Source organism: Paenibacillus taichungensis, assembly GCF_047302525.1.
GTDB lineage: Bacteria > Bacillota > Bacilli > Paenibacillales > Paenibacillaceae > Paenibacillus > Paenibacillus taichungensis_B.
Window position 1 is genome coordinate 3,784,275 of record NZ_CP168020.1, and the last position, 26,961, is coordinate 3,811,235.

Annotated in this window: 24 protein-coding genes; 8 read left to right on the top strand and 16 right to left on the bottom strand. The window is 45.0% G+C overall.

The window, feature by feature from the left end:
* Window positions 1-11: 11 nt before the first annotated feature.
* Both ACDJ58_RS16795 and ACDJ58_RS16800 read left to right on the top strand, forming a co-directional pair.
* Window positions 12-1,742, top strand: a complete 1,731-nt coding sequence (locus tag ACDJ58_RS16795; protein WP_413372024.1) for a sensor histidine kinase — start codon at window positions 12-14, stop codon at window positions 1,740-1,742.
* Window positions 1,739-3,454, top strand: a complete 1,716-nt coding sequence (locus tag ACDJ58_RS16800) for an extracellular solute-binding protein (RefSeq protein ID WP_413372025.1) — start codon at window positions 1,739-1,741, stop codon at window positions 3,452-3,454. The genes ACDJ58_RS16795 and ACDJ58_RS16800 overlap by 4 nt, the downstream gene beginning before the upstream one ends.
* Before the next feature lie 172 nt (window positions 3,455-3,626).
* On the opposite strand, the gene ACDJ58_RS16805 is transcribed toward ACDJ58_RS16800, so the two are convergent.
* Together ACDJ58_RS16805 and ACDJ58_RS16810 are read right to left on the bottom strand one after the other, a co-directional pair.
* Window positions 3,627-4,382, bottom strand: a complete 756-nt coding sequence (locus tag ACDJ58_RS16805) for an SDR family NAD(P)-dependent oxidoreductase (RefSeq protein WP_413379707.1) — start codon at window positions 4,380-4,382, stop codon at window positions 3,627-3,629.
* 312 nt (window positions 4,383-4,694) lie between these two features.
* Window positions 4,695-5,267 carry a TetR/AcrR family transcriptional regulator gene (locus ACDJ58_RS16810; protein WP_413379709.1) on the bottom strand — a complete coding sequence of 191 codons (573 nt, stop codon included), beginning with the start codon at window positions 5,265-5,267 and terminating at the stop codon, window positions 4,695-4,697.
* A 240-nt stretch (window positions 5,268-5,507) separates the two neighbouring features.
* Between ACDJ58_RS16810 and ACDJ58_RS16815 the strand changes: the two genes are divergently transcribed.
* Together ACDJ58_RS16815 and ACDJ58_RS16820 are read left to right on the top strand one after the other, a co-directional pair.
* Window positions 5,508-5,954: a hypothetical protein gene (locus tag ACDJ58_RS16815; protein WP_413372027.1), complete on the top strand. Its 447-nt coding sequence runs from the start codon at window positions 5,508-5,510 to the stop codon at window positions 5,952-5,954.
* Window positions 5,955-6,000: 46 nt separating this feature from the next.
* The gene (locus ACDJ58_RS16820) at window positions 6,001-6,453 is read left to right on the top strand and encodes a hypothetical protein (RefSeq protein WP_413372028.1); all 453 of its coding nucleotides are present in this window, start codon (window positions 6,001-6,003) and stop codon (window positions 6,451-6,453) included.
* Between the two features lie 252 nt (window positions 6,454-6,705).
* Here the strand turns inward: ACDJ58_RS16820 and ACDJ58_RS16825 are convergent, their stop codons facing one another.
* The 8 genes from ACDJ58_RS16825 to ACDJ58_RS16860 form a co-directional block, all read right to left on the bottom strand.
* Entirely contained in the window at window positions 6,706-7,071 is a 366-nt protein-coding gene (locus tag ACDJ58_RS16825) for a hypothetical protein (protein ID WP_413372029.1), read from the bottom strand.
* Between the two features lie 187 nt (window positions 7,072-7,258).
* Window positions 7,259-8,188 (bottom strand): ribose ABC transporter substrate-binding protein RbsB, encoded by a 930-nt coding sequence (gene rbsB, locus ACDJ58_RS16830; RefSeq protein ID WP_413372031.1) that lies wholly within the window; start codon window positions 8,186-8,188, stop codon window positions 7,259-7,261.
* A gap of 14 nt (window positions 8,189-8,202) precedes the next feature.
* Window positions 8,203-9,174, bottom strand: coding sequence for an ABC transporter permease subunit (locus ACDJ58_RS16835; protein ID WP_413372032.1), 972 nt, complete (start codon window positions 9,172-9,174; stop codon window positions 8,203-8,205).
* Window position 9,175: 1 nt separating this feature from the next.
* On the bottom strand, window positions 9,176-10,657 hold the full coding sequence (locus tag ACDJ58_RS16840; RefSeq protein WP_413372033.1) for a sugar ABC transporter ATP-binding protein: 1,482 nt from the start codon (window positions 10,655-10,657) through the stop codon (window positions 9,176-9,178).
* A 14-nt stretch (window positions 10,658-10,671) separates the two neighbouring features.
* A complete protein-coding gene (gene rbsD, locus ACDJ58_RS16845; protein ID WP_413372034.1) occupies window positions 10,672-11,073 on the bottom strand; it encodes a D-ribose pyranase in 402 nt (133 codons plus the stop codon).
* The gene (gene rbsK, locus ACDJ58_RS16850) at window positions 11,070-11,951 is read right to left on the bottom strand and encodes a ribokinase (protein WP_413372035.1); all 882 of its coding nucleotides are present in this window, start codon (window positions 11,949-11,951) and stop codon (window positions 11,070-11,072) included. The genes rbsD and rbsK overlap by 4 nt, the downstream gene beginning before the upstream one ends.
* A complete protein-coding gene (locus ACDJ58_RS16855) occupies window positions 11,944-12,933 on the bottom strand; it encodes a LacI family DNA-binding transcriptional regulator (RefSeq protein WP_413372036.1) in 990 nt (329 codons plus the stop codon). The genes rbsK and ACDJ58_RS16855 overlap by 8 nt, the downstream gene beginning before the upstream one ends.
* Before the next feature lie 447 nt (window positions 12,934-13,380).
* On the bottom strand, window positions 13,381-14,844 hold the full coding sequence (locus ACDJ58_RS16860) for a DHA2 family efflux MFS transporter permease subunit (protein WP_413372037.1): 1,464 nt from the start codon (window positions 14,842-14,844) through the stop codon (window positions 13,381-13,383).
* Between the two features lie 532 nt (window positions 14,845-15,376).
* On the opposite strand from ACDJ58_RS16860, the gene ACDJ58_RS16865 reads away from it, so the two are divergent.
* Window positions 15,377-15,802, top strand: coding sequence for a MaoC family dehydratase (locus ACDJ58_RS16865; RefSeq protein ID WP_413372038.1), 426 nt, complete (start codon window positions 15,377-15,379; stop codon window positions 15,800-15,802).
* Between the two features lie 101 nt (window positions 15,803-15,903).
* Here the strand turns inward: ACDJ58_RS16865 and ppsA are convergent, their stop codons facing one another.
* From ppsA to ACDJ58_RS16880, 3 genes are all read right to left on the bottom strand, one after another.
* Window positions 15,904-18,519 carry a phosphoenolpyruvate synthase gene (gene ppsA, locus ACDJ58_RS16870; RefSeq protein ID WP_413372040.1) on the bottom strand — a complete coding sequence of 872 codons (2,616 nt, stop codon included), beginning with the start codon at window positions 18,517-18,519 and terminating at the stop codon, window positions 15,904-15,906.
* A gap of 359 nt (window positions 18,520-18,878) precedes the next feature.
* Complete coding sequence (locus ACDJ58_RS16875; RefSeq protein ID WP_413372041.1) at window positions 18,879-20,618, bottom strand: sensor histidine kinase; 1,740 nt, start codon at window positions 20,616-20,618, stop codon at window positions 18,879-18,881.
* On the bottom strand, window positions 20,615-21,367 hold the full coding sequence (locus tag ACDJ58_RS16880; RefSeq protein WP_413372042.1) for a response regulator transcription factor: 753 nt from the start codon (window positions 21,365-21,367) through the stop codon (window positions 20,615-20,617). The genes ACDJ58_RS16875 and ACDJ58_RS16880 overlap by 4 nt, the downstream gene beginning before the upstream one ends.
* 152 nt (window positions 21,368-21,519) lie before the next feature.
* Here ACDJ58_RS16880 and ACDJ58_RS16885 point away from each other — a divergent pair, with 152 nt between their 5' ends.
* Entirely contained in the window at window positions 21,520-21,840 is a 321-nt protein-coding gene (locus ACDJ58_RS16885; RefSeq protein WP_413372043.1) for a YbjQ family protein, read from the top strand.
* Between the two features lie 15 nt (window positions 21,841-21,855).
* On the top strand, window positions 21,856-23,115 hold the full coding sequence (locus tag ACDJ58_RS16890; RefSeq protein ID WP_413372044.1) for a TraB/GumN family protein: 1,260 nt from the start codon (window positions 21,856-21,858) through the stop codon (window positions 23,113-23,115).
* Between the two features lie 97 nt (window positions 23,116-23,212).
* Here the strand turns inward: ACDJ58_RS16890 and ACDJ58_RS16895 are convergent, their stop codons facing one another.
* On the bottom strand, window positions 23,213-23,704 hold the full coding sequence (locus ACDJ58_RS16895) for a MepB family protein (RefSeq protein ID WP_413372045.1): 492 nt from the start codon (window positions 23,702-23,704) through the stop codon (window positions 23,213-23,215).
* 166 nt (window positions 23,705-23,870) lie between these two features.
* On the opposite strand from ACDJ58_RS16895, the gene ACDJ58_RS16900 reads away from it, so the two are divergent.
* Window positions 23,871-24,836, top strand: a complete 966-nt coding sequence (locus tag ACDJ58_RS16900) for a DMT family transporter (RefSeq protein ID WP_413372046.1) — start codon at window positions 23,871-23,873, stop codon at window positions 24,834-24,836.
* A 132-nt stretch (window positions 24,837-24,968) separates the two neighbouring features.
* On the opposite strand, the gene ACDJ58_RS16905 is transcribed toward ACDJ58_RS16900, so the two are convergent.
* Window positions 24,969-26,102, bottom strand: coding sequence for a serine hydrolase domain-containing protein (locus tag ACDJ58_RS16905; protein ID WP_413372047.1), 1,134 nt, complete (start codon window positions 26,100-26,102; stop codon window positions 24,969-24,971).
* A gap of 166 nt (window positions 26,103-26,268) precedes the next feature.
* Entirely contained in the window at window positions 26,269-26,784 is a 516-nt protein-coding gene (locus ACDJ58_RS16910) for a GNAT family N-acetyltransferase (protein WP_413372048.1), read from the bottom strand.
* Between the last annotated feature and the right edge of the window lie 177 nt (window positions 26,785-26,961).

Sequence of the window (26,961 nt, forward strand, 5' to 3'; positions counted from 1 at the left end):
GGGACATTATAATGAAACTAACCATTTTCACAAAAATTGTGCTTGTCATCTTTCTACTGCTCGTCTCTACCCTGCTTCTGTACTACCTGACCAATCGCTCCAGCGTGCGGCTCATTAAGCAGGAAATTCAAAGAGTGAAGTTGAATGAGCTTACTTTCCTGGCCGGAGACATCGACAACAATCTGTCCAAAGTATCGTCCTTTAGCGATTTTCTCGTACTCGACAAAGATGTGCGACTGCTTGCGACTCCTTCCTTTCTGGAAGGAGATTTTGAGCTGAACAAGTTGAAGCTGCGGGTATCGGACAAGTTGAACCTTTTGCATGCCCTTAACAACTGGAACGCCGAATTCATGGTGATTTACGATGAGGATAGTTCATCTTTCTCCTCAACGTCCTCTTCGTCAAAATTAAGCGAACTGTACCTGGAGACGCACTTCCGTCCGTTCTGGCAGTATGAGCAGACGGGCGATGGCACGTATTTAACGTATTATTTGGCGCATCCGTACACCTTCCGCTTTGATCCGGAGGAAGTGTCTTATGTCGTCAGGGCCAAGATCGACACCAAAAATGTACTCGCCTACTTGGACCGTGCCAAGGGAACGAACGACAACAGCGCAATCTTGTTGTCTGCGGCCGGGGATGTGCTGGCAAGCGACACAGAGAAGCTTCCTTTCATCCGTGAATTGACAAGCCAACTTGAGGTTGGTAAAGAAGTGAGTGGTAACCGACTTATTAAACTGAACGGTGAGCAATACCTCGTTAATTTCACTGCTCTGAGTAACTTTAAAGATTGGTACATTGCGGACTATACCCCGATAAGTGAGGTACTCAATCCGATCTATGCCAATCAGCGTCTCTACTACTTCTCTAGCGTTTTCCTGCTTCTGTTCAGCATCCTGCTCGCCCTGCTGTTATACCGGGACGTGCAGATTCCGATACGTAAACTGCTCTGGGGCGTCAGGAAGATCACATCCGGTCAATATTCCATCACGCTCCACCAGGAGAGTAATGACGAATTCATGTATTTGTTTGAGCGCTTCAACGAAATGTCCAAAGAAATCAAAGAATTAATTGAAAGGGTTTACATGGAACAGATCCGCTCCAAGGAGGCAAAACTACGGCAGCTCCACTCCCAGATCCAGCCGCACTTCCTGTACAACTCGCTTGCGTTTATCAAGAGTATGACCGAATTAGACGAGAAGCAGGCCGTCATTGATATGTCTATAAGCTTAAGCCGTTATTTCCGGCAAACGATCAAGTTCGAGAACACGTATACAACGGTGCGGGACGAGCTTGAGCTCGTCCGGTTATACCTGACGATCCAAAGCCTTCAGATGGACCGCTTCGTTTTCACCATTGATGTCGAGGAGCAGCTCCTCGATATACAGGTGCCGCGGCTGCTTCTACAACCTCTCGCGGAAAATGCCATTCTGCACGGCATTGAGTCGCTGCGCATGGTTGGGGACATCCGAATTAGTGGCTATTCCAACGGAGAATATTGTGAGCTGATTGTGGCGGATAACGGCTGTGGTGTCGAGCCCGGTCAACTCGACACGCTTCGTAATGCAATCTACTACGGCACGGACGCCAATACTGCGTGGGCGCTTCACAATGTATATGAGCGGATGAGAGCGTTGCTCGGCTCGGAGGCCGATATGGAGCTGGCTAACGGAGAACTGGGCGGACTTCAGGTGACGTTTCGCTGGAAAGTCGTCCGTGAACAGGAGGCAACAGAGATATGAGAAGCTGGAAATGGTTGAAGCAGACAGGGCTATTTGGCCTCGCAATCATCTTGTTCCTCGTCGTCATGATTTTTTCGTTCATCTTTTGGGAAGATCCAACGGGACCCTCCCAACTAGAGGAGAAAGAGAACAGGTCTGTAGGACCTGCCCCTTCGTTCATCGATGGAAAATATGAGTCTCCTGTGGTCTTGACGACCGTTGGGCATTTGTACCCGGACATCGAGTTCAAAAACGGTGAGGATCTGCAAAACAACGTACTGAGCCGACTGTTTGAGGACAAGCTCGGCATCAAGGTGAATTACCTCTGGACGACGACTGGTGATGAGGACGTCTACACCAATAAACTGAACACCTTGATCGCGACCGGTCAGTCCCTTCCCGACATCGTCACATTCAAGGGTGGACAAAATATGTATCCGTTGCTGCGCTCCGGTGCCTTCCGCGACGTAGGAGAGTTGTTCGAGCAGTATGCCTCACCCAAGTGGAAGGCAGCCATGGCGCAGGCACCCGAGTCGTGGGACCGGTACATAATCAACGGCAAAAAAATGGCAATACCGATCCTCGACGGCAAGATGAATTCGAATGAGGTATTGTACATCCGTCAGGATTGGCTTGATAAGCTTGGTTTGAAGGCGCCCACCACCCTGGAAGAGATGGAGTCCGTCATGGATGCGTTCGTTCATCTTGACCCGGACGGCAATGGTAAAGACGACACCTATGGACTTAGCATCAGCTTGAAAAATTCGTTTTTCACCTGGATGTCGGATGCGGGCTTCGTGTTTGGGGCTTACGGGGAAATGCCGGACGTCTGGAGCACAGACGCGGACGGGATGCTGTCTTACGGCTCGGTCCAACCAAGTGTTCGGCAAGGTCTAACGACGTTAAAACGCTGGATGGAGCGAGGCTACATACCGAAAGATGCTGAGATTCTCGATGAGGTTCAAGCGACGGAATCATGGAAGCTTGGCAAGGCAGGCATGATTGTGGCGCCGCTGTGGGCGGCCGGATGGCCGTTAGGGAACGTGACTGCGAACGAGCCGGACGCCCGGTTCGAGGCGTACCCGATCCCCCTCGGGCCGAGCGGCTTATCCGGTACGCGTGGCACGCCGCCAGAATATGGCGCAATTGCTATCAACGCAGATATGGCGAATCCCGAGATTTTTTTCAACTATATGAACTTTGTTTATGACAACTTCATTGATCCTCCTGCTGGCTCACCGTATCGCTGGGGAATCGCTGAAGGCTACGACTACGGCTATGAGGATGGCAAGGTGACATTCCTGGAAAGCCAGGTTCCGGGTGGCTTTGCAGACCCCCAGAAGTATCTCTTAAGCCTGTCTCTCCCCTCGGTCCCTAACTTGCTCAGTGAATCGATTGCTCGCATCAACAGTGGTGCATCCGATCAGACGTCATATGACATCAAAAATAAGCTGCTCCGTACACCTCAGGAGCTGAGGGGCTGGCAAATCGTAGAAAGCAATCCCTCCGTCTATAAGACAGATGCCTTCACCGGAGCTCCGACGCCTACGATGGAAAAGATCGGTGACGCCCTTGACGAGTTACTGCATGACGCGATGCTCAAAATCGTATATGGGCAGGAGCCGCTGTCAAGCTTCGATCTCGTCGTCGTTAGATGGCACGAGCTAGGTGGCGATGAGATAACTGAAGAGGTGAACGACTGGTACACATCGCTGGGAAAAATCAATCAATAATCGTTGTTTTCTGTGGGTTATCTAAAAATTGAAACATCGTTTGGATCTGAGCAGGTATATTCCTTTCCAGGGAGAGTGCGGGAATTTCTTTTCTATTAAGGAAGCCAACCTCTAGGATCAGATTAAAAACATGGCGCACAATGTTTAGTTGTACGCCATGTTTAATGAAATATTAATGCAGTGCTCCTATGATTGGATAGATTGGGCTTCTCAGATTGAAATTGTAGTTCAGGTCTACAATCCCTACTACTTCGCTGTTATCATATAGATCTAACATGAAACCTGCCATTTCTTTGGCAGTGTGGTATTTAGACATGTTTGCTTTGTAATCAAAATCTTCTGTATCTAATGATTTCTTCACGAATTCCGTTTCCGTTATAGCTGGAGCTAGGACCTTTGCTTTTAGATTTGCACCTTTTATTTCAAGTTCTTTGGCAAGCCCTTCTGTGAAGGCACTAACGTAAAATTTCGTTGCTGAATACGCAACACTTCCAACAGCAATGGCATATCCAAGTGCAGATGCGACGTTAATTAACTGAGCTCCCTCTACATCTGCATAATCTCGCACATAGAGTGTGGAAAGGATCGTTAGGGACTCAATGTTCACACGCAGCATGGTTTCAACTTTCTCCAGATTCTGTTCTGCTACAAAAGAACCTTCACCGAGCCCCGCATTGTTAATCCAAGTCTCAATTTGGTATTCCTTAAGAGTGTTATAAAGTGTGTATACCTGACTTGTATCCGATAGATCACTTGTATGAGCAATAACATGTACAGCAGGATCAATATTCTGAATTGCTGATTTGAGTTCTTTTAATTTGTCCAATCTTCTAGCTACCAAGATTAAGTTTTTGCCTCGTGCAGCAAACGCCAATGCTGTCTCATATCCAATCCCTGAACTTGCACCCGTGATAACTGTATATTTCATCATATTTTCTCCTTCTCAACATGTATTTTAGTATAGATAAGCTTTCAATATTAATTAAGAACGATCGTTCTTAATTGTGTAAAAAAAACAGTTAGATCTAACTTGCTATTTAGAATATCATTTCTAGAACGAACAGTAAAGAATTATTTTCTGACTACTCTATAATGATGTTGGAACAGGGAACTATGCGTTTTTCCAGACATGCGATACAAGTTCTTTATAATGTTAACAGGATAAGAACCTGTATCACTAAAACAAACCAGCCTTCATGGAGACAACTCCCTCTTTGCCTGCCATATTATAACTCCACTTTCAATCTAAAATGGATAGTGTCATTTCCATAATATTTTTTAATTTTTGCTGATCCGTTGTGGTCTTAACCAACGTTCGTATCCCCACCCAAGCATTCATTAAATAATGTGAAATAACTACAGGGTCAACGTCAGCCTTGATTTCACCCGTTTGTTGGCCTTCCAAAACAAGGTTTCTCAACAATTCCTCCGTTCGCAAATAACTCTCATTAACCAAGGATGCAACTTCAGGATCCAATACGCCCAGTTCCACGCCTGAGTTTACAAGAAAACATCCTAAAGGTTGTCCTTCATTTCTTATTGTTGAATCAAACAAAGCCCGAATGATCTCTTTGATTGGTTTTTGTGTATCAACTAAAAAGCTCATTTTGTTGGTCTGCTTCGTTTCATATCGTTCAAGAGCTTTCATAAATAGAGCGTGCTTATCCCCAAACGTATCATAGATACTTCTGCGGTGAATGCCCATAAATTCAACCAAATCTTGCATTGAGGTTTTCTCATATCCTTGGGTCCAAAACAAGTGTATTGCTTTATCTAATACTTCATTAACTTCAAACTCTTTTGATCTTGCCATCATCATCACCTCGAATAATTATTATACATTTAAGTGCACGATTGGGAAACTCGCCTTGTTGCAGAGCTATAAGGTTAATTTCGAAGGAACAATAGCATCATGTCCCTCGATTCGTATTTTTCCAATAGCCATAATAGTTGGGTTGTTTTCAGAATCATAGAAAATCATTACCATTTAGCTGACAACTCTTTGAAACTAGCTACATAAGATATAACAAAATTATAGATTGGAGGAATTGCTATGGTTCGTACGCATGACGCCCGTACTTCGCTCGGGTCTAACGGTGTTGCTCCGTTTAATGTCCCACTCGCTCCAAATACGCCTACTCTGGTGGGTGTCCTTGGTCTAAACATTGTCAATCCAGGATTAGTTATTCGCACTCAGTTTAACGGAACCTATCGGATTTCGGTAGCAAATTTGTCCTCACAACCTTCTTCAATTCGATTTGAAATTTTCAGAGGCTCGACCTATACAGGCACGCCAATTTATGTCGTTTCCCAACCCATATTTCCTTCTGTGGGAAGCATACTGGCAAGCTTCGATGGTTCTGATTACAATGTGCCTCCTCCTCCTTCAGGGCAGCTTATCTATTCTTGTTTTGTGACATTTGTTCCGGCATCCCCATCAGAGCAAGCCAGCCGCGTTGGACCAGAATGCTTCAATGCGGTTGCATACAGCGACGATTAACTCATTGCTAATAGGACTCTATGAAAATACGGAAGGAGGAATTTTCATGGTTAAAACGTTAGATGCACGGACTTCCCAAGGCTCCAATGGGCAGCATGTTTTAACTCCCAGCTTCACGAATGGTGTCCCGCTATTGTTTGCCCAGGTTGGATTGCAGATCAGCAACCCGGGTATGTGGATCCGGACTTTTTTTTCGGGGATAGTCGAAGTTACGGCAAGTCAGTTGCCTGTTAACGGGAATCTTGTCATAGAAGTATACAGGGGGTTAGGCGGTTCGCAACAGCTTGTATATCGGGCCACTACAACTGTATTGGCCAACCCTTTTTTCAGTCCTTGCATTTTAAGCTTTACCGGTTCGGAGTACAATGTCCCACCCCCTGGCAATGGACAGCTCGTCTACTCAGCGTACGCCACATTCTCCTATAATCCAATTTACAATGTGAGTAACGTACGCTTGGGGCCTGAAAGTTTCAATGCAACCGTTTATTCTGATGATTGAGTCAATATGTTTGAACCATATTATGAAAATAAATTAAACCATCTCAATTATTGAGATGGTTTTTTGGGATCTTTTTAATTTGATTTCTCCACACTCAGCGAGTAGTATACCCATTGTCCACGATTGCTCTCTTTCAACAAAACCTGATCCTTCAGCTTTCACTTAAGCTTATATTCAATTATTGCTATCAATATATCTTTAGCGACTTCCAATGAAACCAAATTTTGTTCATAATCAAGCTTCAAGGGCAATTTATTTTTCCACAACGTCATCCATGGCCTGAACAGCCAGTTCAAATGCTTTAATTCTTCTTTCTATAAGCGTTTTTTGAGGGCTACCGGTTTTTGACTTATCATACATGTTATCAAGTAATGGTAATAAACCAGCCAAAACATTGCGAGCTTCAGTTAAATCTTCCTCGGTGTAGTGATGAGGTTTTAGATTCCAAGCAGTTTCCAGCATGGCTAAGCCGATGTACAAAGCGTTGAGGCGTTTATCTAATAAGGTAGTGTTACTACCTTTCTGAGACATATTAGCCAGGGCGTTTTCCGATTTGCGGATTGTCGATTGAAAGGCTTGAAATGATTCCATTTTAACTTCAGTTGATACGTTTTCCATGTATTGCAGACCTCTCTTTATATCTGAGATTCTTATTCCGCTCACTCTTTCGCTCTGTTACATAATAGGTGTGAAAGTCAGCAATGTAAAGTTGTAATTCTGTAACTGTGGTCCCGTCCGAAGCGGGTGAATACAAAGCGAAAATCCCGCTCTGGAGTTTTGTCCAGAACGGGATATACAAGGATATTTAGTTGTTTGCGTTTTCCTTGGTCACCAGCTTCAATTCAGCCGGAATCGATTTCTCTACCTGCTTGCCGTCCAGCACGTCCAGAGCAGCTTGCACCGCCAGCTGGCCAATCAGTACTGGCTGCTGAGCGACCGTTGCCGTTAACTTTCCATCCTGAATGGATTTGATCGCATCATCGTTGCCGTCAAATCCAATCACAGGAATGTCTTTACCGGAGCTTTGGATCGCTTCGATCGCGCCCAGTGCCATCTCGTCGTTATGGGCAAATACCGCCTGCACGTCAGGATTCCCTTGCAGCAGATTCTCCATCACATTCAAACCTTTGGAGCGATCGAAATCGGCAGACTGTTTGGCAACCACATTGAGTTTTTGGTCGGCAACCTCATGGAAACCTTTCCCCCGCTCTCTTGTTGCGGAAGCTCCGGGTACACCCTCAAGTTCAATCACCTTTGCTCCCTCGCCAAGATGTTCTACGAAATATTCCGCCGCCATTTGTCCACCTTTGACGTTATCCGATGCGACCAACGCTGCCACGTCGCCTTTGTCGGCCGAACGGTCAAGTGTAATCACAGGAATACCCACACTATTGGCAGATTGAACGGCCGTGGAGATCGCCGCTGAATCCGCAGGGTTAATCAGCAGGGCTTCTACCCCCTGTTGAATAAGGTCATCTACATCATTGGTTTGTTTGGCTGAATCATTTTGTGCATCAACCACGATGACCTGAATTCCTTGTTTTTTAGCTTCTGCAACTACCCCGTCTTTGAGGGAAACAAAGAAGGGATTATTCAACGTGGAAACCGACAGGCCGATTTTTTTCTGTCCATTACTTCCGGCAGAGTCGGGCTTGGCCCAACCCGGAGGCTCCAGAGAGCATCCTGCCAGAACGATCATCATTACGCTTACAAGCAATAGGGTTAGTTTTTTCATGTTCGCTTCTCTCCTTAAGCCGTTTTCTTGCGGTCCAGCAGGACAGCGATGGCAATAACGACGCCTTTCACAACCATTTGATAAAACGAGTTCACTCCGAGCAGGTTCAAACCATTGTTCAACACGCCGATAATCAGGACCCCAATCAATGTACCGACGATCCGTCCTCTACCGCCTGACAGGCTTGTTCCGCCCAGAACAACAGCAGCAATAGCGTCCAGTTCATATGAAGTACCTGCTGTTGGCTGCGCAGAATTCAGACGGGAGGTCAGAATCGCGCCTGCCAGCGCTGACAGCATACCTACCAGAGAGTAAATCATGATTTTCACGCGATGCACTTTAATACCTGAGATAATGGACGCTTTCTCATTGCCACCAAGCGCGTACGTTTTACGGCCGAAAGCCGTTTTGTGCAAAATCATCCACAGAATCGCAAAAGTAATCAGCATTGTGATCGCTGGCACCGGTATACCAAGCAGATAACCACGACCGAACAGTTGGAACAACAGGCTGTCGCCCAATCCAGTAATCGGATTACCGTTCGTATACACCAGAGTCAATCCCCGGAACACCGTCATCGTCGCCAATGTAGCAATAAACGGAGCCATCTTGCCCTTCGTAATCATCAGCCCGTTCACCATACCCATGACACCGCCGAGCGCAACCCCAATAATGATCGACAGAATCGGGTCCAGGCCAGACAGCATCATATTGGCTACAAAGGCGCTAGATAAAGCCAGAATGGAGCCCACCGACAAGTCGATGCCGCCTGTCAGAATGACAAATGTCATGCCAAAGGCAATCAGCGCGTTAATCGAAACCTGACGCAATAGATTCAATATGTTAAGCGGTTCCAAAAAGCTTGGATTCAATACCGATACGATGATAATCAGAATGATCAGTCCGAGCAACGGACCTAATTTCTGTGTTAGATTCGTCAAGCGGAAACCGCTTTTGGCGGGTTGGTTTTCCTGCAAAGTTGTCATATCATTGTCCCCCTGTAGCCAATGTCATAATGTTTTCCTGTGTTGCCTCTTCTTTTGCCAGTTCACCGCTAATACGGCCCTCATGCACAACCGCGATTCGATCGCTCATGCCGAGCACTTCGGGCAGCTCGGAAGATACCATAATGATGGCAACTCCGCGGTCTGTCAGCTCGTTCATCAACTGATAAATCTCTCTCTTGGCTCCAACATCCACGCCACGTGTCGGCTCATCCAGGATGAGCACACTCGGTCCAATGCCGACCCATTTGGCGATAACCACCTTCTGTTGGTTGCCCCCTGACAGGTTTCGTACCGCCGTTTCGGATGATTGCGTCTTGATTTGCAAACGTTTGATGAGCGTATCGACGAATTCCTGTTCTTTCTGAGTCGAGATGAACCCCTTACTTGAGAAGCTGAACAGATTGGGTAAGGCCATATTCTCACGAATGGAGAAATCTAATACCAAACCTTCATCCTTCCGGTCTTCGGTAATAAATCCAATTCCATGTCTAACCGCGTCGGCAGGCTTCCGAATATGAGCCTTTTTGCCTCGAATCATAATTTCGCCACCGTCCAAAGGTTCCAAACCGAAGATTGCCCGCATGATCTCTGTCCGTCCCGAGCCCATCAGCCCGGAGAATCCGAGGATCTCGCCTGCTCTTACCGTAAAGCTGATATTCTGGAACAATTCTTTGCTGCTTGCGTCCCGTACTTCCAGGACCACTTCACCGTACGAAGGATTTCGTGCCGGATAACGTTCCGTTAGCTCCCGCCCGACCATCTTCCGCACCACTTCGTCAAAACTCGTCTCCGGGATCGCCTTGGTGTCTACCGTTTTGCCGTCACGCATGATCGTAATCCGGTCGCAAATTGTGAAAATCTCCTCCATCCGGTGCGAGATATATACGATGGAGACACCGTTTTTCTTAAGAGAAGCGATCACGCCGAACAACTTCTGGATCTCCCGCTCCGTAAGCGCTGCGGTTGGCTCATCCATAATGATGACTTTGGCATCGGTCATCAGTGCCTTGGCAATTTCAATCATTTGCTGCTGACCGACAGAACATTCCCCGGCAGGACGGTCCAGCGGGATCTGCACGGAAAGCTTGGCAAACTGCTCAGTGGCAAGCGCTTTCATTTGTCTTGTGTTCAGCAATCCAAAAGACGAAGTTATTTCCTTACCTATGAAGAGATTATCAAGCACTGTCATTTCCGGCCAAACATTCAACTCTTGGTGGATAAAAGCAAGCCCCATCTTCTCAGCTTCCTTCGGATTGGCAAAATAGGTTTCTTTGCCGTCAATCAAGATGGTTCCCTGATCCCGCCCATGAAGACCAATCAAAATGTTCATTAACGTGGATTTTCCAGCCCCGTTCTCTCCCATCAGGGCATGAACCTCGCCTTCTTTCAGATCGAAATTCACCCCGCTTAGCACTTGGTTTGTACCAAACGCTTTATATATGTCTTGCATCTGAATATGCATGATACCGTCCCCCTTTAACCGAAAATGACGCCCGATTGTAAGATGCAATTGGCATACGGCGTAGCTTCTCCCGTACGAATGACTACTTTGGCATTCCGGGTCAATGCCTTAAATTGTTCATGACTGATGGAAACGTCAATGGCTTCATCGCCAAATTTATCGGTAATAAATTGCAAAGCCTTTGGATTCCCTGCCTTGATCTCTGTTGCTAAAATGACTCTCTCGACGACCATATCGTCCGCAATAAGCTCCACGACCTCTTGAAAACTCGGTGTCCCCAGTTTCAGGGACAAATCGATTTTGGGTACCCCTTCCGGAACCGGAAGGCCAGCATCCGCGATGACAATCGTGTCCGTATGACCCAGATCAGACAGCACCTTGGAGATATGACTGTTCAATATTCCCTGCTTCTTCATTTCAGGCTTTCCTCCACTTCATCCCGTGTCGGCATGCCTCCTTGCGCCCCGAACTTGGTCACAGATAGCGATGCAGCCCGGTTGGCGAATCTAATGCTGTCTTGTAGCGGTTTGCCTTCCGCCAGAGCAACCGCAAATGCGCCGTTAAACGTATCACCCGCTCCGGTTGTATCCACTGGTTCCACCTTGTAAGTAGGTACAACAATTTCCTGCTCCCCGTCAAAGTATCGAACTCCGTTGCTGCCCTCCGTAATAAACAACTTGTTTGGATATTTGCGCAGCGCCTCAGCTGGAGTCATGCCCTGAAACAAAATCTCGGCCTCATGCTCGTTCGGCGTGATATAAGCAGCTTTGTCGATGACCTCATCGGGTACTTTTCTCGCTGGCGCTGGATTCAATAACAGCGGAGTTCCGCTTTGGGCGCAAATCTCGCTGACACGAACAACGGTTTCCTCCGGAATTTCCTGCTGAATCAATACAATATCGGCACGTTGGATCACTTCTGCCGCTTCATCGACATAGGCTGGTGTAACTTCGCGATTTGCCGCTTCAACCACCACGATACTATTATCACCTTCAGCCAGCACGATATGAGCCGTACCGCTCTCCATATGTGTAACCGGTTTCACATTCTGCATATTTACAGCGTTTGCTTTGAAATTATTTAAAATAGCCGTACCGAAAGCGTCATCGCCCACCCGGCCGATCATGGAAACGTCGGCCCCCAGCCTTGCCGCAGCGACTGCCTGATTTGCTCCTTTGCCGCCCGGAACTGTTTTGAAACTGTCGCCAAGGACGGTTTCACCCGCCCCCGGCCGTCTTGAGGAAGTGACAACCAAATCCATGGAGCTGCTGCCAATTACGCATATTTTAGCCATCTGAATTCACCTTTCTTGTTGTGCCCCGTTCAATGAAACTGACCGGAAGCTGTATGTGTTTGTTTTCGATTGGAGCTTGTTCCACAAGTTTGATAAGCAAACCGGCAGCTTCCCTTCCCATCTCGTATGCCGGTTGGCGAATGGTCGACAATGCAGGAGATAGCAAGCTGCTCATCGGGATATCGTCGAAGCCGATAATCTGCATATCCTCCGGAACTTTTTTTCCAATTCGCAGTGCCTCGTGCAGTACTGCCATAGCTGCGATGTCATTACTTGCAATGACTCCGTCCGTATCGCCATACTTGCTGAAAAGCTCATCGGCCCATAACCCAACATCGTTAAAGGAAAATGATGTCGTTTGGATTACGCGGTAATCCAGACCCGCCTGACGTATGCTCTCGATTGCGCCTTCAAAACGGTCCTGTGCAGGTTTGATATGTGCCGGTCCCTGCATAACTGTAATTCGGCGGCTTCCGCGCTTGATGATCTCCCGTGCAGCCAGACGTCCACCCTCTCTGCCATCCGCATATACGGAAGGACTGTCCAGAGGTGTTCTGTCAAGAAACACCACGGGAATTTTCAAGTTCTCATATATTGAAGAATGAGGGTAATTCGTTGAAGAGATTACGCCGACTACATTATTCTGGATAAAAGTCTGGATATAATCCTTTTCCTTCTGTTCATCCTCATCACTATTTCCGAAAATCAATCTGAAATCCTGCTCCTGCATCCGGTCCTCTACGCCGCGTGCAAGCTGCGGAAAGTAAGGGTTTGCAATATCCGGTAGCAGCAGGCCAATCAATTTGGACTTACGCTTGTATAAAGAGCGGGCCACTTCATTGGGAGAGAAGTTAAGTTGCTTGACCGCTTCCTCCACTTTCTTGCGAGTGTCCGCATGAACATAACCTCTTTCATTAATGACCCTTGATACGGTGGCTACTGAAACGCCAGCCAAATTAGCTACATCTTTTATTGTTGTCATGAACGTTCACTCCTATGTGTAACCGGTTACAGATATGAAAATATCATATTTTTTTTAGTTTGACAATCCTTTTGTTACTGGAAATTTATCCAAGTTATCTGATAGAGACCTGTTTACAGCTGTAACATTATGCCATAGCATCATCATGAACAGATCAATATATTCAAGCAAATTAAACGAGTTCCATCCGTTGGAACTCAGGTTATTGGCTAGATTATCGCCTAATCCGGGGGGACTGACTCAGGTGTCTTGGGGTACACCATCTCATGGCTGAGAAGTTGCGGATCTGGAATAAGCAAACCGATTATAGGGGATTCTTCTTCTAGGGGATCGGTGTTTTCGGAAATCGAACTGAAATGAGCTAATCTTTTCAACTCTGGACATGAACTTTTAAAAAAAAGCCGCTAAATTAGCGACTTTTTTTAAAGGGTCATTGTTTTGTCCATGTTAGTGCAGGCGATTGACCACTACTCTTTTGATGAAAAGGGAGAGTACAAACCCAACGAGGGCAACGATCATGCCGAATATGAACGCATCCTGTACACCGGCAGTCAAGGAAAACGGGATAAGTGAAGGGTCGTTTGGATTCGTGGCTTGACTCATATATTTCGCTTGCCCATTACTCATTACGCTGACCGCAACAGCTGTACCAATCGCACCAAATACCTGCTGCATCGTGTTAATAATTGCCGTTCCGTGCGGATAAAGCTGCGGTGGAAGCTGGTTGAGACCATTCGTTTGGGCAGGCATCATGATCATTGAAACGCCAATCATCATAATAGCATGAACCGTGATAATAAAGGCGACCGAGGAAGCCAGCGTAACTCCAGAGAATAACCAAAGTGCCACAGCTACTAAGACAATCCCTGGAAGGACGATCCATTTGGGTCCATATTTGTCGAACAGCTTGCCCATAATTGGAGCCAAAAGTCCGTTCAATGCACTCGCGGGCAGCAGGATCAGACCTGCGCTAAGCGTGGAGAAGGCAAGCCCTACTTGCAGGTACATTGGCAGCACGAGCATCGAAGATAATATGACCATCATGCAAAGTGCCACCATAAGAGCGCCGATTGCAAACATCGGGTACTTAAATGCGCGCAGGTCAAGCAATGGATTGGATATTTTCAACTGGCGAATTGTGAAAAGAATAAGAGCAACAAGACCGATTGCAAGAGATATTACGACAGTAGAACTGGTCCATCCCCCATCTCCTTCACCAGCGCTACTGAAACCATAGACGATACCTCCAAAGCCGAGGGTCGACAGTAACATGGATAGTAAATCAATGCGCGGCCTGGTCGTTTCGGAAACATTTTGCATCGTGATAATCCCAATGATCAGGGCGATAGCAAGAAAAACGAATGAAAGCCAAAAGATATAATGCCAGTTCAGGGCTTCAATGAGCAGTCCGGCAATTGTCGGTCCGACCGCAGGGGCGAACATGATAACGAGCCCAACTAGGCCCATTGCTGCACCGCGCTTTTCGATCGGGAAAATGAGCAGTATCGTATTGAACATAAGCGGTAGTAAAAGCGCAGTTCCTACTGCTTGAATAATGCGCGAAACCATCAACACCCCGAAGCTTGAAGCAACTGCTCCAATCAAAGCACCGAGACATGAAAATAAAAGTGATGTCACAAACAGCTGTCTTGTTGTAAAACGCTGAATTAATAGGCCTGATAACGGAACTAGAACCCCCATTGTCAGTAAATATCCTGTTGTCAGCCATTGAATGGTGGCCGATCCAATGTTGAATATCTGCATCAAATCGGTAAGCGCGACGTTTAACGCCGTTTCACCGAACAGACCGATGAACCCACTCATCAAAAAAGCAAGAACGATGGGAAATACTTTAATGTCTTTCTTGGCTGCTTTAAATCCAGCTCCAGATGTGGCTGTAGAAGCTTGCATTATTTACACTCCTTTAGTTCTGTTATGTATCTCCTCTACCCACCCTTCTCCATAAAATAATGTTGCTTCCAGTCCACTAATAATGATTCTCATTATCGATATACACAGTGTAGCAATTACTCCTACAAATGAAAATACACAAATCCCGAATGCGATATGTATAATTATCTAAATCATGCTTGAAAATGTTTTCATTAACGCAAAAATACAGGGAGACTTAGCAATGGGTATAGAAGTATACTACCTGTACGGGCTATGTTGATTACTGACATTATTAATACATAGCTATAGGATTTAAATCTTCCGTGAAAGTCCTAAATTTCAACAAGAGGATATATGAAGTATAATCAAATGTTTGCCCAGTTGATCCATGTTTAAATTTGCTTAGTACTCATTTTGGGCACTAAAGAATTCAATAGTTTTTGTGCAACCTCTGCATGGGTATAATAGAACCTAAGATCCATGTTCTAGGTGATCCTACTTGCCTTAAATTCGACTTATCCTTTAGAGTAGCTATTGGAGGTGTACATCATTGAAATTTAACGAGTATGTTATAGGCGAGACCTATAGAACAGAGTCTATTCAATTGTCAAAGAAGGATATTATTGATTTTGCAAAAATTTATGACCCTCAATATATGCATATAGATGAGGCAAAAGCCAAAGAAGGCCGCTTCGGCAGCCTCATTGCTTCGGGTATGCAGACGATGAGCACATCTTTCAAACTTTGGGTGGAACTCGGGATATATGGAGAAGATGTTGTCGCAGGAACCGGTATGAATAACATAAAGTTTATCAAACCTGTGTTTCCAGATGATGAAATTAGTGTTCTATCAGAAGTGATTGAATTGGCTCCAAGAAGGAGCAGTGGTGGAATTGTCACCGTGCTGCTTACTACTTTTAACCAAAATAATGAGAAGGTCTTTCAGGCAGAATTAAGTGCTCTGATTAGTAATTGAATTTGTACAATTCGTTTCCGTTGTTGACTTTGAAAACAAAAACGATCGCACATCAGGTCTGATGCGCGATCACTACTGTACAATCTCAATTCGTGTATCATTTACAATATTTCGATATATCCTTCTGTCCCATGTACCCGAATTCGCTGCCCATCTTTTATTCGTTGGGTAGCATTCTCCACTCCGACAATGGCTGGCAATCCATATTCACGCGCAATCACAGCTCCATGGGTCATCAGTCCACCCACTTCGGTAACTAGGCCTTTTATAGAAACAAATAATGGTGTCCAGCTCGGATCAGTATAGGGAGTCACTAGTATATCTCCATCTTCCAGATCAGCATCTTCAATATTGAAGATAACACGTGCACGGCCCTCTATCACTCCGGAAGAAACAGGCAGGCCGACAATGGCTTCGGCTGACATATTTTCACGTTTATACTGACCTGTAATGATTTCACCATCAGACGTGAGCACGCGAGGTGGAGTTAGCTTTTCATAGATTTTGTAATCGTCTTTCCGTTGGGTAATGATCTTCCCATCCAGTTTATTGGTGCGTACAACTTCACGAAGTTCTTCAAAAGTGAGAAGGTATATATCTTCTTTTTCGGCAATAACGCCCGCTTGTGCAAGTCGTTCGGCTTCTTTCAATAAAGCCTGTTTATATACGAAGTAACGATTGATCATGCCGTATTTGGGATATTCCCGATAACCGATGAAGTTGCGAACCAGGTCAATCATTCGTTTCGTTTCCTTGGCTTTTTGTTCACCATCAGGCAATAGCTTCAATCGATCCAATATTTCCTGTTCTTTCTTCAACGCTTCCTGTCGTCCCTGCTCAAATTTCCGTTTGCTTGCATTAGGCTCAAAGTTTTTGATGTTACCCAGAATCAACGGTACAAGTGTAATGGGTTTTTCCATCCAACGGGTTCTGGTCAGATCGATTTCTCCGGCACATCGCATTCCGTATTTGTCCAGATAATCTTGGATTGCGTCCCTTGTTTCCTGTCCACCCTCAACCTTAACCAGTTCATCCATAAAGTCATCCTCTTTCACATGCTGTAAATAAGCAATGACTTCAGGATAGGGACGAATTACATCTGCAACATCCAGTAATGCCAGACCCATTTCCGAAGTGATATTGTTAGGTACAGATTGAGACAGCGTATCTGCTGCATTTTTCTCACCCAACCACTCTTTCATGTTTTCATTGATCCATGCTGAAGCATTCATGGCGGTCATAAATACATTTGAGCTTTGTGGGTCAGATAGAAATTTCTTCAATTCTTGCAGATCTTCAAGGATAAATTCAAACAAATCCAATCCAGATTTGTTTTGGATACTCCTTTTTAACATCTCTACTGAGGCTTGATTGCTCTTAATCAAATCAGAGACGATGGTCGATTCATTTTCAATATGTGCTTGAAAACCCTCAGACGTGCTCTGTAGATTGTTAGTACGTGGAGTTGGTGCTGGCTGATCAATAGGTAACGATTTTATGAAATTCCCGCGCTCGATTACAGTTGTAAGTGCGTCCTTAAGGAGCGGATCGGATTGTCCCATGGTATTTATGAAGTTTTCTCTCATGACAGGCGAAGCCAGCCTAGGCGTAATATCAACAAACAATCTTCCACCAGCTATACGCATGGGTGCCGGAGTCGTTAATAGAAAGAAAGATAAGCCCAGCGGTTTCATGGGATCAGTCATCATTTGTTGATGACCCACAGATAGGTACACATGATTTTCTAGGTCACTCGCTTCAGGAATCGGGTATAACGTTGTGATTGGCCGACTTTGGACTATATAAAACGTATCATCCGCCAAACACCATTCGATATCTTGCGGAAAACCAAAATGAGCTTCGATCTGTCTTCCTATACGTGCCAGTTCTAAAATTTGTTGATCAGTAAGTGTTTGCGTCTTTTGCAGAATGGGATCGATCTGATGAGTATACGTTCCACCATCTTTGCGTCCATAGATAGCCAACGTTTTGGCAGCTATCCTCTTATCGACAATTTCACCTTCCCGTACTTTATAACAATCGGCAGATACCAAGCCGGACACCAGCGCCTCACCAAGTCCAAAACTGGCGTCGATGGAAAGCAGTTTCCGGTTGGATGTAATCGGATCAGCCGTAAATAAAATCCCTGAGGCCGTTGGGGAAACCATCTTTTGAACGATAACGGACAAATGAACTTGAACATGGTCAAATCCATTTTGAATACGGTAGATTACTGCGCGATCCGTAAACAGGGAAGCCCAACATTTGCTGATATGCTGCATGATTGCTTCTTTCCCAATGATATTTAAGTAGGTGTCTTGTTGACCCGCAAAAGAGGCATGTGGTAAATCTTCAGCGGTCGCACTGGAACGCACTGCATACGCATGCTCCTCTCCAAACTTGGAGAGATGGTGAGCAACTTCTTTTTCAACATCGGAAGGGATTTCTACGCCTATAATAAGTTCCCTTATCTTCCTGCTGATTTCACCAATTTGCTCTCGTTCTTCTACTTTCAACAAGGTTAATTGATCCAGCAAAGCATGATACGTTTCATTTTGTTCAATGGCTTTTTGATATCCGACGGTTGTAACACAAAATCCATCGGGGACCTGTACTCCTTCAACCTTTGATAACTTCGCTAGATTTAATCCTTTTCCACCAACGAGCGCAAGCTGCAATTTTTCCATTTCCTGAAACCTGATAACCAAAGAACTCATTCCGTATCTCCCCTAACCAATAAATTGAGAAAAAAACATTTGACAAAGAGTTTACCGCCATGATAAGATTTAAATATAAGATAAGATATTTATGTCTAAGTATCTCAGGAAACTGTAATCTGATTATATCATTGTGTTTGTTTATATACAATATTGAAGAACCGGGGATAATCACCCAGGTTCTTTTTTTGATTTTAAATAATATTAATCCTATAAAAACATGCCTCTCCTCAACCAGATTACAGTCGTGCAGCATGTTCTGTATTACAGATGTAGAAGCCAACAAAAAAAGCAACCTGCCCTCAAATGAGGTTGGTTGCTTTTTCCAGTAAAGACATTTTCCCAAGACAGTAAACATTTCAACAAGGTAAAAAAATCTCAATCTTCGTACCTTGTCGCACTTTGGATTGTACATGAATTTCTCCGCCGTGTGCTTCCACGATCGTTTTGGCAATGCTCATCCCGAGTCCAGAGCCAGCCGTCGATTCCTCTGTATTTGTTCCCCGATAATAACGATTGAACAAATGCTGCAGCGTTTCCTCGTCCATCCCTTTCCCATTATCGAATACGCGAATACATGCCTTATTGTTCATTCTGCCGATGGAGACGGTGACGTTCACGCCTGGCGGGTTATGCTTCACGGCGTTGGACAGCAAGTTATCCATTAACCGCAGCATCCAGGTTTCATCAGCCTGTACCCACAAGGGATGCTCCTCCCCAATATAGTGAAACTGGTATTCAGACAGCGTAGCGTCATTGACATACTTCAGCACGGAGCAGCGCACCAGCTCAACCAAATCGATTTTCTGAAGCTCCATAATCGAATCGCCTTGCTTGAGCTGATGGATCATGGAAAAGTCAGAGATCAGCTCGAGCATATAATCCCCTTTTTCCCGGATCGTCGCCCCCATGGTACGCATCTCTTCTTGGCTCCATTGTTCCGGTAAACTCTCCAGCATATATCCATAACCTTGAATTGTGGACAGCGGCGTACGCAGATCATGTGAAATTCCTGACATCCACTCTCTTTGATCTTTCTCCAGCCGCTCGCGCTCCTTCTCGGTTTGGGCCAATTGATCAGCCATTTGATAGAAGGATTCAATGACTTCCTTATAGAGCCTGTAGCGGTTTCGCATCGTTCCATTGGAACGGAATATCTTGCGCTTGTCCTTGGCGGTTAGTACCTGATCGTACTGCCCACGCCCCATACGTTCGAACCAGCCTGCGAACAAAATCAGCGGCTGACCGTAACGGTAGCCATGCCAGATCGATAAGGGTACTGCCAAGAGAAGAGCTAGGCCTGCAAACCACATAAGTCCGCGCGTTGCCGTATCCATCGCCGGATGTTTCAAAGGACCTCCCGTTGGATTGGGCGTATAAAGGATCCAGGTCATTCCACTGAGCTGGTCCCGATGGGCGACAATATTCGTATCGTAGTTGCTGGGCGATTGCTGGATTGCCAGAATGTCCAGTGGACGGTACCCCTTCTGTAAATACGTTCCATCGCCGATGGCTTGTTCGATATGACCCGTGGAGTTGATTACCTGCAGATAACTGCCTGTTTCACGCAGTCGCTGATCCAGAAAGGATACCTTTTCGCTAGATACCATGCCCTGCTGCCCGTATTCGTCAAACCAGGCCATGAGCTGGTCAAGGTCAGAACTTTGGTAGCCAAGGATGTACAGAACCGGCACATTAAAAGCAAAGTTCAGATGAGTTTGAACGGCATACGTCCCAAGTGTCCGCGTCTCCTGAATATCAAGTAACTTGGTGATAGAGTACGATGGCGACAGCCCATCATGCGAATTTGTATTTACTTCGTAGATGACCTCACCTTCGGCATTTACAACCTGCATCCACATTCCTTTTTCCTCAATGAGCTTATCCCACTTAGGGGAGATCTGAATCGTCCCGTCCTTTGAAGAAGCTTCTTGAGCAATCAGTTGCAAGGCGCCCACCGGAAAGTTCCGGCGCAACTCACTATTTGTCGTGTTTTGAAAGAATATAATGCAAGCAATGAGGGTAATGGCCAGAATGATCAGGGCATAAAAGATCAATTGATACGTGAAGTGGAATGACATGCGCTGTTGTATCTTCATTGCTCCTGAAACTCCTTTGACAGCTTGTAGCCGAGCCCACGTACGGTCAGCAGCAGCTTTGGATTTCCTGGATCGATCTCGATCTTCTCTCGTATGCGCCGAATATGCACCATTACCGTCGAGTCATCTCCCTGTCCATTGATCCCCCACACCTGATCGTAGAGCTGTGTTTTGGAAAATACGATCCCCGGAAACTTGCAGAAGTGCAGCAGCAGATGGAAAACCTGTGCAGGGCAAGGGACGGGCTGTCCCTCCACGATTAACTCGCCCTCCGCCTCATTCACGGTGAAGCGGCCGAATTGGTAAATCCCTGGTTCAGGACGTTTCACCTGACTCACAGTTGGAGCTTCCGGCTCCAAACGGCGTATGCGTGCCTGAATTCTTGCAGCTACCTCCAAAGGATTGAAGGGCTTGGTAATATAATCGTCCCCGCCCATGGCGAATCCCCTCAGCACATCGAGATCGGATGCCTTAGCCGTCAGAAACAAAATATGCGGATTTCCGTATTCACGAAGCTTGGAGCAGAGCTCCAGACCACTCCCGTCTGGGAGCGTGATGTCGAGCAGGACGATATCCGGGGAAACCCGCTGTACCAGATTGAGAGCTTCCGCACAGGTGGAAGCATCGTACAGCTGATGAAACCCTGCCCTGCGAAGCACCATTTGCAGCATGGTGACTATTGAGGGTTCGTCGTCGACGATTGCGATTTTAATATCCGTTTGATTGGTCATCATTTTCACCCATTTCATAGTAGCATACTCACATTAACAGAACCTAAACGGCCTGTGCAAACTTAAACGATTGTTCATCAACTCGTTAAGGCTCTGTTTCAATAACACTGTTAGCATAGGAAATGAGAACCTGATTCCGACAAATCTATTTTATTTTAGGAGGAAAACATTTGATTATTACAACAACAGCAATTGTTGAAGGTTCCCCCGTCAGACAGTATATCGGCGTTGCAACCGGTGAAGTCATTATCGCTGCCAATGTCGGGAGGGACTTTCTCGCTTCATTCAGAGATCTTGTAGGTGGGCGTTCTCGTACCTATGAGAACAAGCTAAAGGAAGCAAGAGACGCTGCCTTTGAAGAGATGACCCAGCAAGCCTCACAGATGGGAGCCAATGCCTTAATCGGTGTCGATCTGAATTACGAAGTTGTTCGTCAAGGTATGCTCATGGTTGCTGTCAGCGGAACGGCAGTTATTATTAATTCACTATAAGGAGCTTACATGCAAATGAAAAAAATCACCGCTTCAATTCTGTCCCTATGTTTACTTACCTCTGGACTTTCCTCCGTTCATGCTACAGAAAAAGCTATATCCGTATCGCTAAATGGCGAGCCGATCCAGTTCAATCAATCCTCAGCGGTTGTAGATAAAGGTGTAACCCTTGTCCCATTACGTCTCCTTCTGGAGAAGATGAATGTCCATGTGAAATGGGATGAAGCGAACCATACCGTCACGGGTGTCAAAGATGGCCTCTCCTTATCCCTGAAGCTCGGCAGTACGAATGCCATTGCAAACGGCAAAGCAGTCAATTTGGATGCAGCACCAAAGCAAATTCGGAATGTAACGTATGTGCCGCTCCGCTTTGTCGCTGAAACTGCAGGTTATCAAGTGGCCTGGGATCAATCGCTGCGCCAAGTTTCCCTTACTTCTAAGCATCAATCCGATGAAAGCCGAGGCTTTCTGTGGAAAGTAGAGCATAAAGGCAACACGGTATATCTTCTCGGTTCAATTCATTATGTACAGGAAGGCATGTACCCTCTTCGTCCAGAGATTGAAAATGCGTTAAAAGCTGCGGATTACTTGGGCGTGGAGGTTGACTTGTCCAAGATCGCTCCCGAAGAATTGCAAAAACATATATTGGACCTTGGGGTTTATAAAGACGGAACCACACTGAAAGATCATATATCCGCTGATACGTATACCAAGGTTACCACATTATTGAAAGCCAATGGGCTGCCGGAAAACAGCTTTGATAGCTTCAAACCATGGTTTGCTCAACAAAATATTCTGGGCATTATCGTTGGAAATGAAGGTTATCAGTCAGAGATAGGGATAGACCAGTACCTGATCGATAAAGCCAATCAAGCAAACAAACCGGTTATTTCGCTGGAAACTCTTGATTCCCAGTTCCAAACGAACAACAACTACTCCGACGCTCTGCAGGAAAAGCTGTTGCTGCAAACCGTGGACCCATCTGCTCCGGTCACCCTTGCTCCAAGTGGTGGACTCGATGATCTTTCTAAAATGTGGACAGAGGGCGATGATAATGCCTTGAATGCATATACTAATTCTTCTGATTGGGATGCTGAATATCACAAAGCCCTGCTCACTGACCGCAATGTAGAAATGGCTGAGAAGATTAAAGGCTATCTGAACAGCGATAAAAAAGAAACGTATATGGTGGTCGTTGGAATGCTGCATATGCTTGGAGATCAAGGTGTGGTGCCATTGCTGGAGAAAGAGGGCTTCAACCTGGAAAGAAAGTAGTACTTATAGGATCATTGTTCATAACACGGCGGAGCTAACCTTTCAGGTTGGCTCTGCGCCAAAAGCGACTATACATAAATTCATAGTGTATAAAAACCTAACCAAAATATAAGTCTATTAATTTTTGGTCATCTATTTCATCAGATAAATCAATAAAATATTCTTGTTGCCACTTTTGTGTTTGCGCAGCTGATTTATTTAACTCTTTTTCCCCAGAGGGGTAAACTCTAATAGCCATCTTCCCTTTAGTGTCCTCGTTTTTCAAAATTCCTTTTTCGAGTAATTTAGATTTTGGAAAAACAAACTGTCCCTTCATATTTCCATTTATAATTGAGATTATTAGTTTGTCTGGACTTTCGAAAAAGGAATACGGTTGATTTTGATTTTTTTCGTCTTTTTTCCAAAACACAACAAAAAATCCTTTTTTCTTTGGAGTTAATTTGGCGAGGCGACTTCGATATTTATAATCTCCAATATAGATAATCATTCCTTCGTATTCTCTATTATGCTTTTCTTCAATGACGTTCGTAATCTCTATATTATTAAAGTTAGCAAGTATACTATCTATTAGTTCTTTAGATTTAAACATGCCTTCATCCCCTCAATCATTTTTCACAACGTTAATTATAGCCTCTTAGTCTTGTTATGAAACGGAATTTCATTTTTTTGTTACAGCTACTAGCAGTTTGTGATATGGTCAGTGAGGTGCGATCAGCCCGTACACATTTACATATCATGCGAGGAGAAGATTGAAAGTGAATGAAATAAAAGCATTGGAGAACCCGAATAAGTTTAGTGATCCTTTATTTGTGACACTAGTTGCAAGTTTATGTTGCTTGTTATGGGGGAGTGCCTACCCGTTTATTAAGCTAGGATATAGTGCTTTTGACATCCTGGCAGAAGATATTCCATCCAAATTTGTATTTGCGGGTTATCGATTTATTTTAGCAGGATTACTGCTTCTATTCCTGTTTCGTGTCATTAGTAAACGGAAATTTGAACTGTCTGGACGACAATTTTCAAGTTTAATATTGCTTGGCATGTTCCAAACGGGTCTGCAGTATATGTTTTTTTATGTGGGTGTAGCCAATACAACAGGTGTCAAAGGTTCGATTATGAATGCGACAACGACCTTTTTCAGTGTTGTTCTAGCTCATTTTTTATATAAAAATGATAAACTGAGCAAAAATAAAATAGTCGGCTGTTTACTAGGATTTATTGGCGTAATTATTGTTAATTTCCACTCCAATCTGCTGGAATTCTCCTTCTCTCTCACAGGTGAAGGTTTCGTTATTATGGCGGCTCTTATTTTTTCCATTACGGCCATCTATGCAAAGCACTTAACAGGCTCCATCGACGTGCTGGTTATTACCGGAGTTAGCCTGTTTGTCGGCGGACTGGCACTCACCATACTGGGACTCCTGCTTGGCGGCCGGGTTACACATTTTACACTTGAATCAACGGGTATCCTGATTTATTTAGTTTCACTTTCATCAGCCGCATTCTGCTTGTGGAATCTGCTTCTGAAATACAACAAAGTGGGGAAAGTATCTGTGTATAACTTCCTTATCCCTGTCTTTGGTGCATTGCTATCGGCGTTGTTTTTGGGAGAAACGATTTTGGAATTTAAAAACCTAATCGCATTGCTGTTTGTATCAATCGGTATTTATATGGTCAATAGAGTAACCTCTCGAAAGTTCTCAAATACCCTCGAACCTTAGTTCAAAAAGAAAAGGAAAAAATAATAACAGGGGCGCGACATTGCTCGCGTCCCTGTTTGTTTCCAATTGTACGAATACTCAACATCAAGTCGTTGAATTAAGCAAAATGCCTCGTCAGATTCCACTCCCGCTTTACAAACAGGAATAAACAACATTACGCAAGCGGCGATGAACATAAGGCTCCTGATTGTTCAGCAGATGCTGCGCATACATGACCGTGAGTTCAGAATCCGGATCAATGATGGCCATGCAGCCGGCAGCACCACTCCATCCAAATTCACCAAGTGGGCTTAACGAACCGCTGCCGGCTTTGGAGATATGCGTACGTACACCCAGCCCATAACCATACCCTCCCATATGATCCCAGGAGTAATCACCACGGGTCAGATCGTTCAGATGGTCTGTGCGCATCAGTTCAACTGAAGCCTGTGACAGAATGCGAACGCCTTTTGGACTTGTTCCTTTTCCCGTCAGCGCGCTAAGGAACAGTGCATAGTCGCTAACGGTGGACAATAGTCCGGCACCGCCGCTCTCCAAATCCGTGCCTACCCGGAATCCGTTTCCGTCCATTCGGACGGGTTTTTCAAGCTCATCATTGTAAGCATACTGCGGAATCAGGCGGGTCTGCTGTTCCTCGTTCAGGTCGAATGTCGTATCGTTCATACCTAGCGGTCCGATAATTTCTTCTTGCAGATATTTACCAAAACGTCTACCACTCACAACCTCCACCAAAGCTCCGAGCACATCGTGACACATGCTATAGTTCCAATGCGTACCTGGCTCAAACAGAAGCGGTTCCTTGGCGAGCGCTTTCGCGAAGTCTCGTGTCGATAATGTTCCGTTGGTGCTCTGCACAGCTTCCTGAATGCTTGGCGAGCCAATATCATAGGAGAACCCGGCAGTCATCGTAAACAAGTCACGTACTGTAATCGCCTTTGTCGCTTTTTCCAATCTGACCTCGCCGCTCGATAATGTTTTCTTCACCGTCATCTCGGCATATTCAGGCAGATAGTCGGATACCGGATCGCTCAGCAGCATTTGCCCTCTCTCTACAAGTTGAAGCGCTGCCACACAGCTCATGATTTTCGTCATGGAGTAGAGATTAAAGATCGCCCCATCGCCGATGGGCGTTTGTTCCTCCAGATTAGCATAACCATTCCGGTAACGGAAAACGGTATCATTTTGATGCATCACAAGGACCTCTGCCCACGGAATTCTCCATGATGTAATACGGTCAATAAATGAAGCAAGCGGTTTAAAGTCCATATTTCCCCGTCCTTCTATGTAGAATCGTTTATCGTAACACAATGTGGATCTGTATCATACCCAGACCCACATAGTATTAATATACGACCATTCACGTGCGTTGACCATATCTAATAGAAAGCAACTTTTAAACAATCTGTACAATTTTTTAGGAGCGATAAGATTACTAGAGTGTCTTGACCATAATAAAATCGATTTGTTCCTCGTCCCCCATATAAAATGAGTGTGAGCCAGTTTGCACAAATCCCATCTTCTTGTAAAAAGCAATGGCATTGTCATTCTTTTCCCATACTCCGAGCCAGATTTCCTTCTTTTTGTGTTCCAATGCGGTCTCCATGGATTTATTTAGCAGATATTTACCTAGTCCATGCTTTTGGAATTTTTTCCTAATATAAATTCTCTCAATTTCAAGTGAAACATCACTCATTTGTTCGGATTGGGCGCCATCTCTGTTCACTTTTAGATATCCGGCAAGTTCATCATTGTAGTAGACGAAAAAGATGTATGAACAGCTATTGGACAGTTCAGCTTCCAACTGTTTAGCGTTAAATGCTCTTTCCAGATAGGCTCTCATATTATCAGGAGAATTCTGATCTTTAAATGTATCGTTGAATGTTTCTATACTTATTTCTTGTAGTATTTTTAAATCCTCGTGACTGCATGCTCTAATTTCCACTGTCATTCTGATGAATCTCTCCTTCTATAAATCAATTACTTGTTTAAAACAGTTCGGTTTTTTTGTTGCAAATACAACATTAATCACACTCTTAATCTACTCTAAATTTGTATAGTTTGCAACATAAAATAATGAGACCAGGCAGATTAAAATACATAGCAAACGTTTTCGGAATTTTTAATA

Excerpts from the sequence above, each read along its gene's own strand:
- ACDJ58_RS16890 (WP_413372044.1), top strand. The coding sequence starts at position 21,856 with ATGAAAAAAATCACCGCTTCAATTCTGTCCCTATGTTTACTTACCTCT.
- ACDJ58_RS16800 (WP_413372025.1), top strand. The coding sequence starts at position 1,739 with ATGAGAAGCTGGAAATGGTTGAAGCAGACAGGGCTATTTGGCCTCGCA.
- ACDJ58_RS16825 (WP_413372029.1), bottom strand. The coding sequence starts at position 7,071 with ATGGAAAACGTATCAACTGAAGTTAAAATGGAATCATTTCAAGCCTTT.
- ACDJ58_RS16795 (WP_413372024.1), top strand. The coding sequence starts at position 12 with ATGAAACTAACCATTTTCACAAAAATTGTGCTTGTCATCTTTCTACTG.
- ppsA (WP_413372040.1), bottom strand. The coding sequence starts at position 18,519 with ATGAGTTCTTTGGTTATCAGGTTTCAGGAAATGGAAAAATTGCAGCTT.
- ACDJ58_RS16815 (WP_413372027.1), top strand. The coding sequence starts at position 5,508 with ATGGTTCGTACGCATGACGCCCGTACTTCGCTCGGGTCTAACGGTGTT.
- rbsB (WP_413372031.1), bottom strand. The coding sequence starts at position 8,188 with ATGAAAAAACTAACCCTATTGCTTGTAAGCGTAATGATGATCGTTCTG.
- ACDJ58_RS16810 (WP_413379709.1), bottom strand. The coding sequence starts at position 5,267 with ATGGCAAGATCAAAAGAGTTTGAAGTTAATGAAGTATTAGATAAAGCA.
- ACDJ58_RS16820 (WP_413372028.1), top strand. The coding sequence starts at position 6,001 with ATGGTTAAAACGTTAGATGCACGGACTTCCCAAGGCTCCAATGGGCAG.
- ACDJ58_RS16875 (WP_413372041.1), bottom strand. The coding sequence starts at position 20,618 with ATGAAGATACAACAGCGCATGTCATTCCACTTCACGTATCAATTGATC.
- ACDJ58_RS16860 (WP_413372037.1), bottom strand. The coding sequence starts at position 14,844 with ATGCAAGCTTCTACAGCCACATCTGGAGCTGGATTTAAAGCAGCCAAG.
- rbsK (WP_413372035.1), bottom strand. The coding sequence starts at position 11,951 with ATGGCTAAAATATGCGTAATTGGCAGCAGCTCCATGGATTTGGTTGTC.
- ACDJ58_RS16855 (WP_413372036.1), bottom strand. The coding sequence starts at position 12,933 with ATGACAACAATAAAAGATGTAGCTAATTTGGCTGGCGTTTCAGTAGCC.
- rbsD (WP_413372034.1), bottom strand. The coding sequence starts at position 11,073 with ATGAAGAAGCAGGGAATATTGAACAGTCATATCTCCAAGGTGCTGTCT.
- ACDJ58_RS16905 (WP_413372047.1), bottom strand. The coding sequence starts at position 26,102 with ATGGACTTTAAACCGCTTGCTTCATTTATTGACCGTATTACATCATGG.
- ACDJ58_RS16840 (WP_413372033.1), bottom strand. The coding sequence starts at position 10,657 with ATGCATATTCAGATGCAAGACATATATAAAGCGTTTGGTACAAACCAA.
- ACDJ58_RS16895 (WP_413372045.1), bottom strand. The coding sequence starts at position 23,704 with ATGTTTAAATCTAAAGAACTAATAGATAGTATACTTGCTAACTTTAAT.
- ACDJ58_RS16805 (WP_413379707.1), bottom strand. The coding sequence starts at position 4,382 with ATGAAATATACAGTTATCACGGGTGCAAGTTCAGGGATTGGATATGAG.
- ACDJ58_RS16910 (WP_413372048.1), bottom strand. The coding sequence starts at position 26,784 with ATGACAGTGGAAATTAGAGCATGCAGTCACGAGGATTTAAAAATACTA.
- ACDJ58_RS16835 (WP_413372032.1), bottom strand. The coding sequence starts at position 9,174 with ATGACAACTTTGCAGGAAAACCAACCCGCCAAAAGCGGTTTCCGCTTG.
- ACDJ58_RS16880 (WP_413372042.1), bottom strand. The coding sequence starts at position 21,367 with ATGAAATGGGTGAAAATGATGACCAATCAAACGGATATTAAAATCGCA.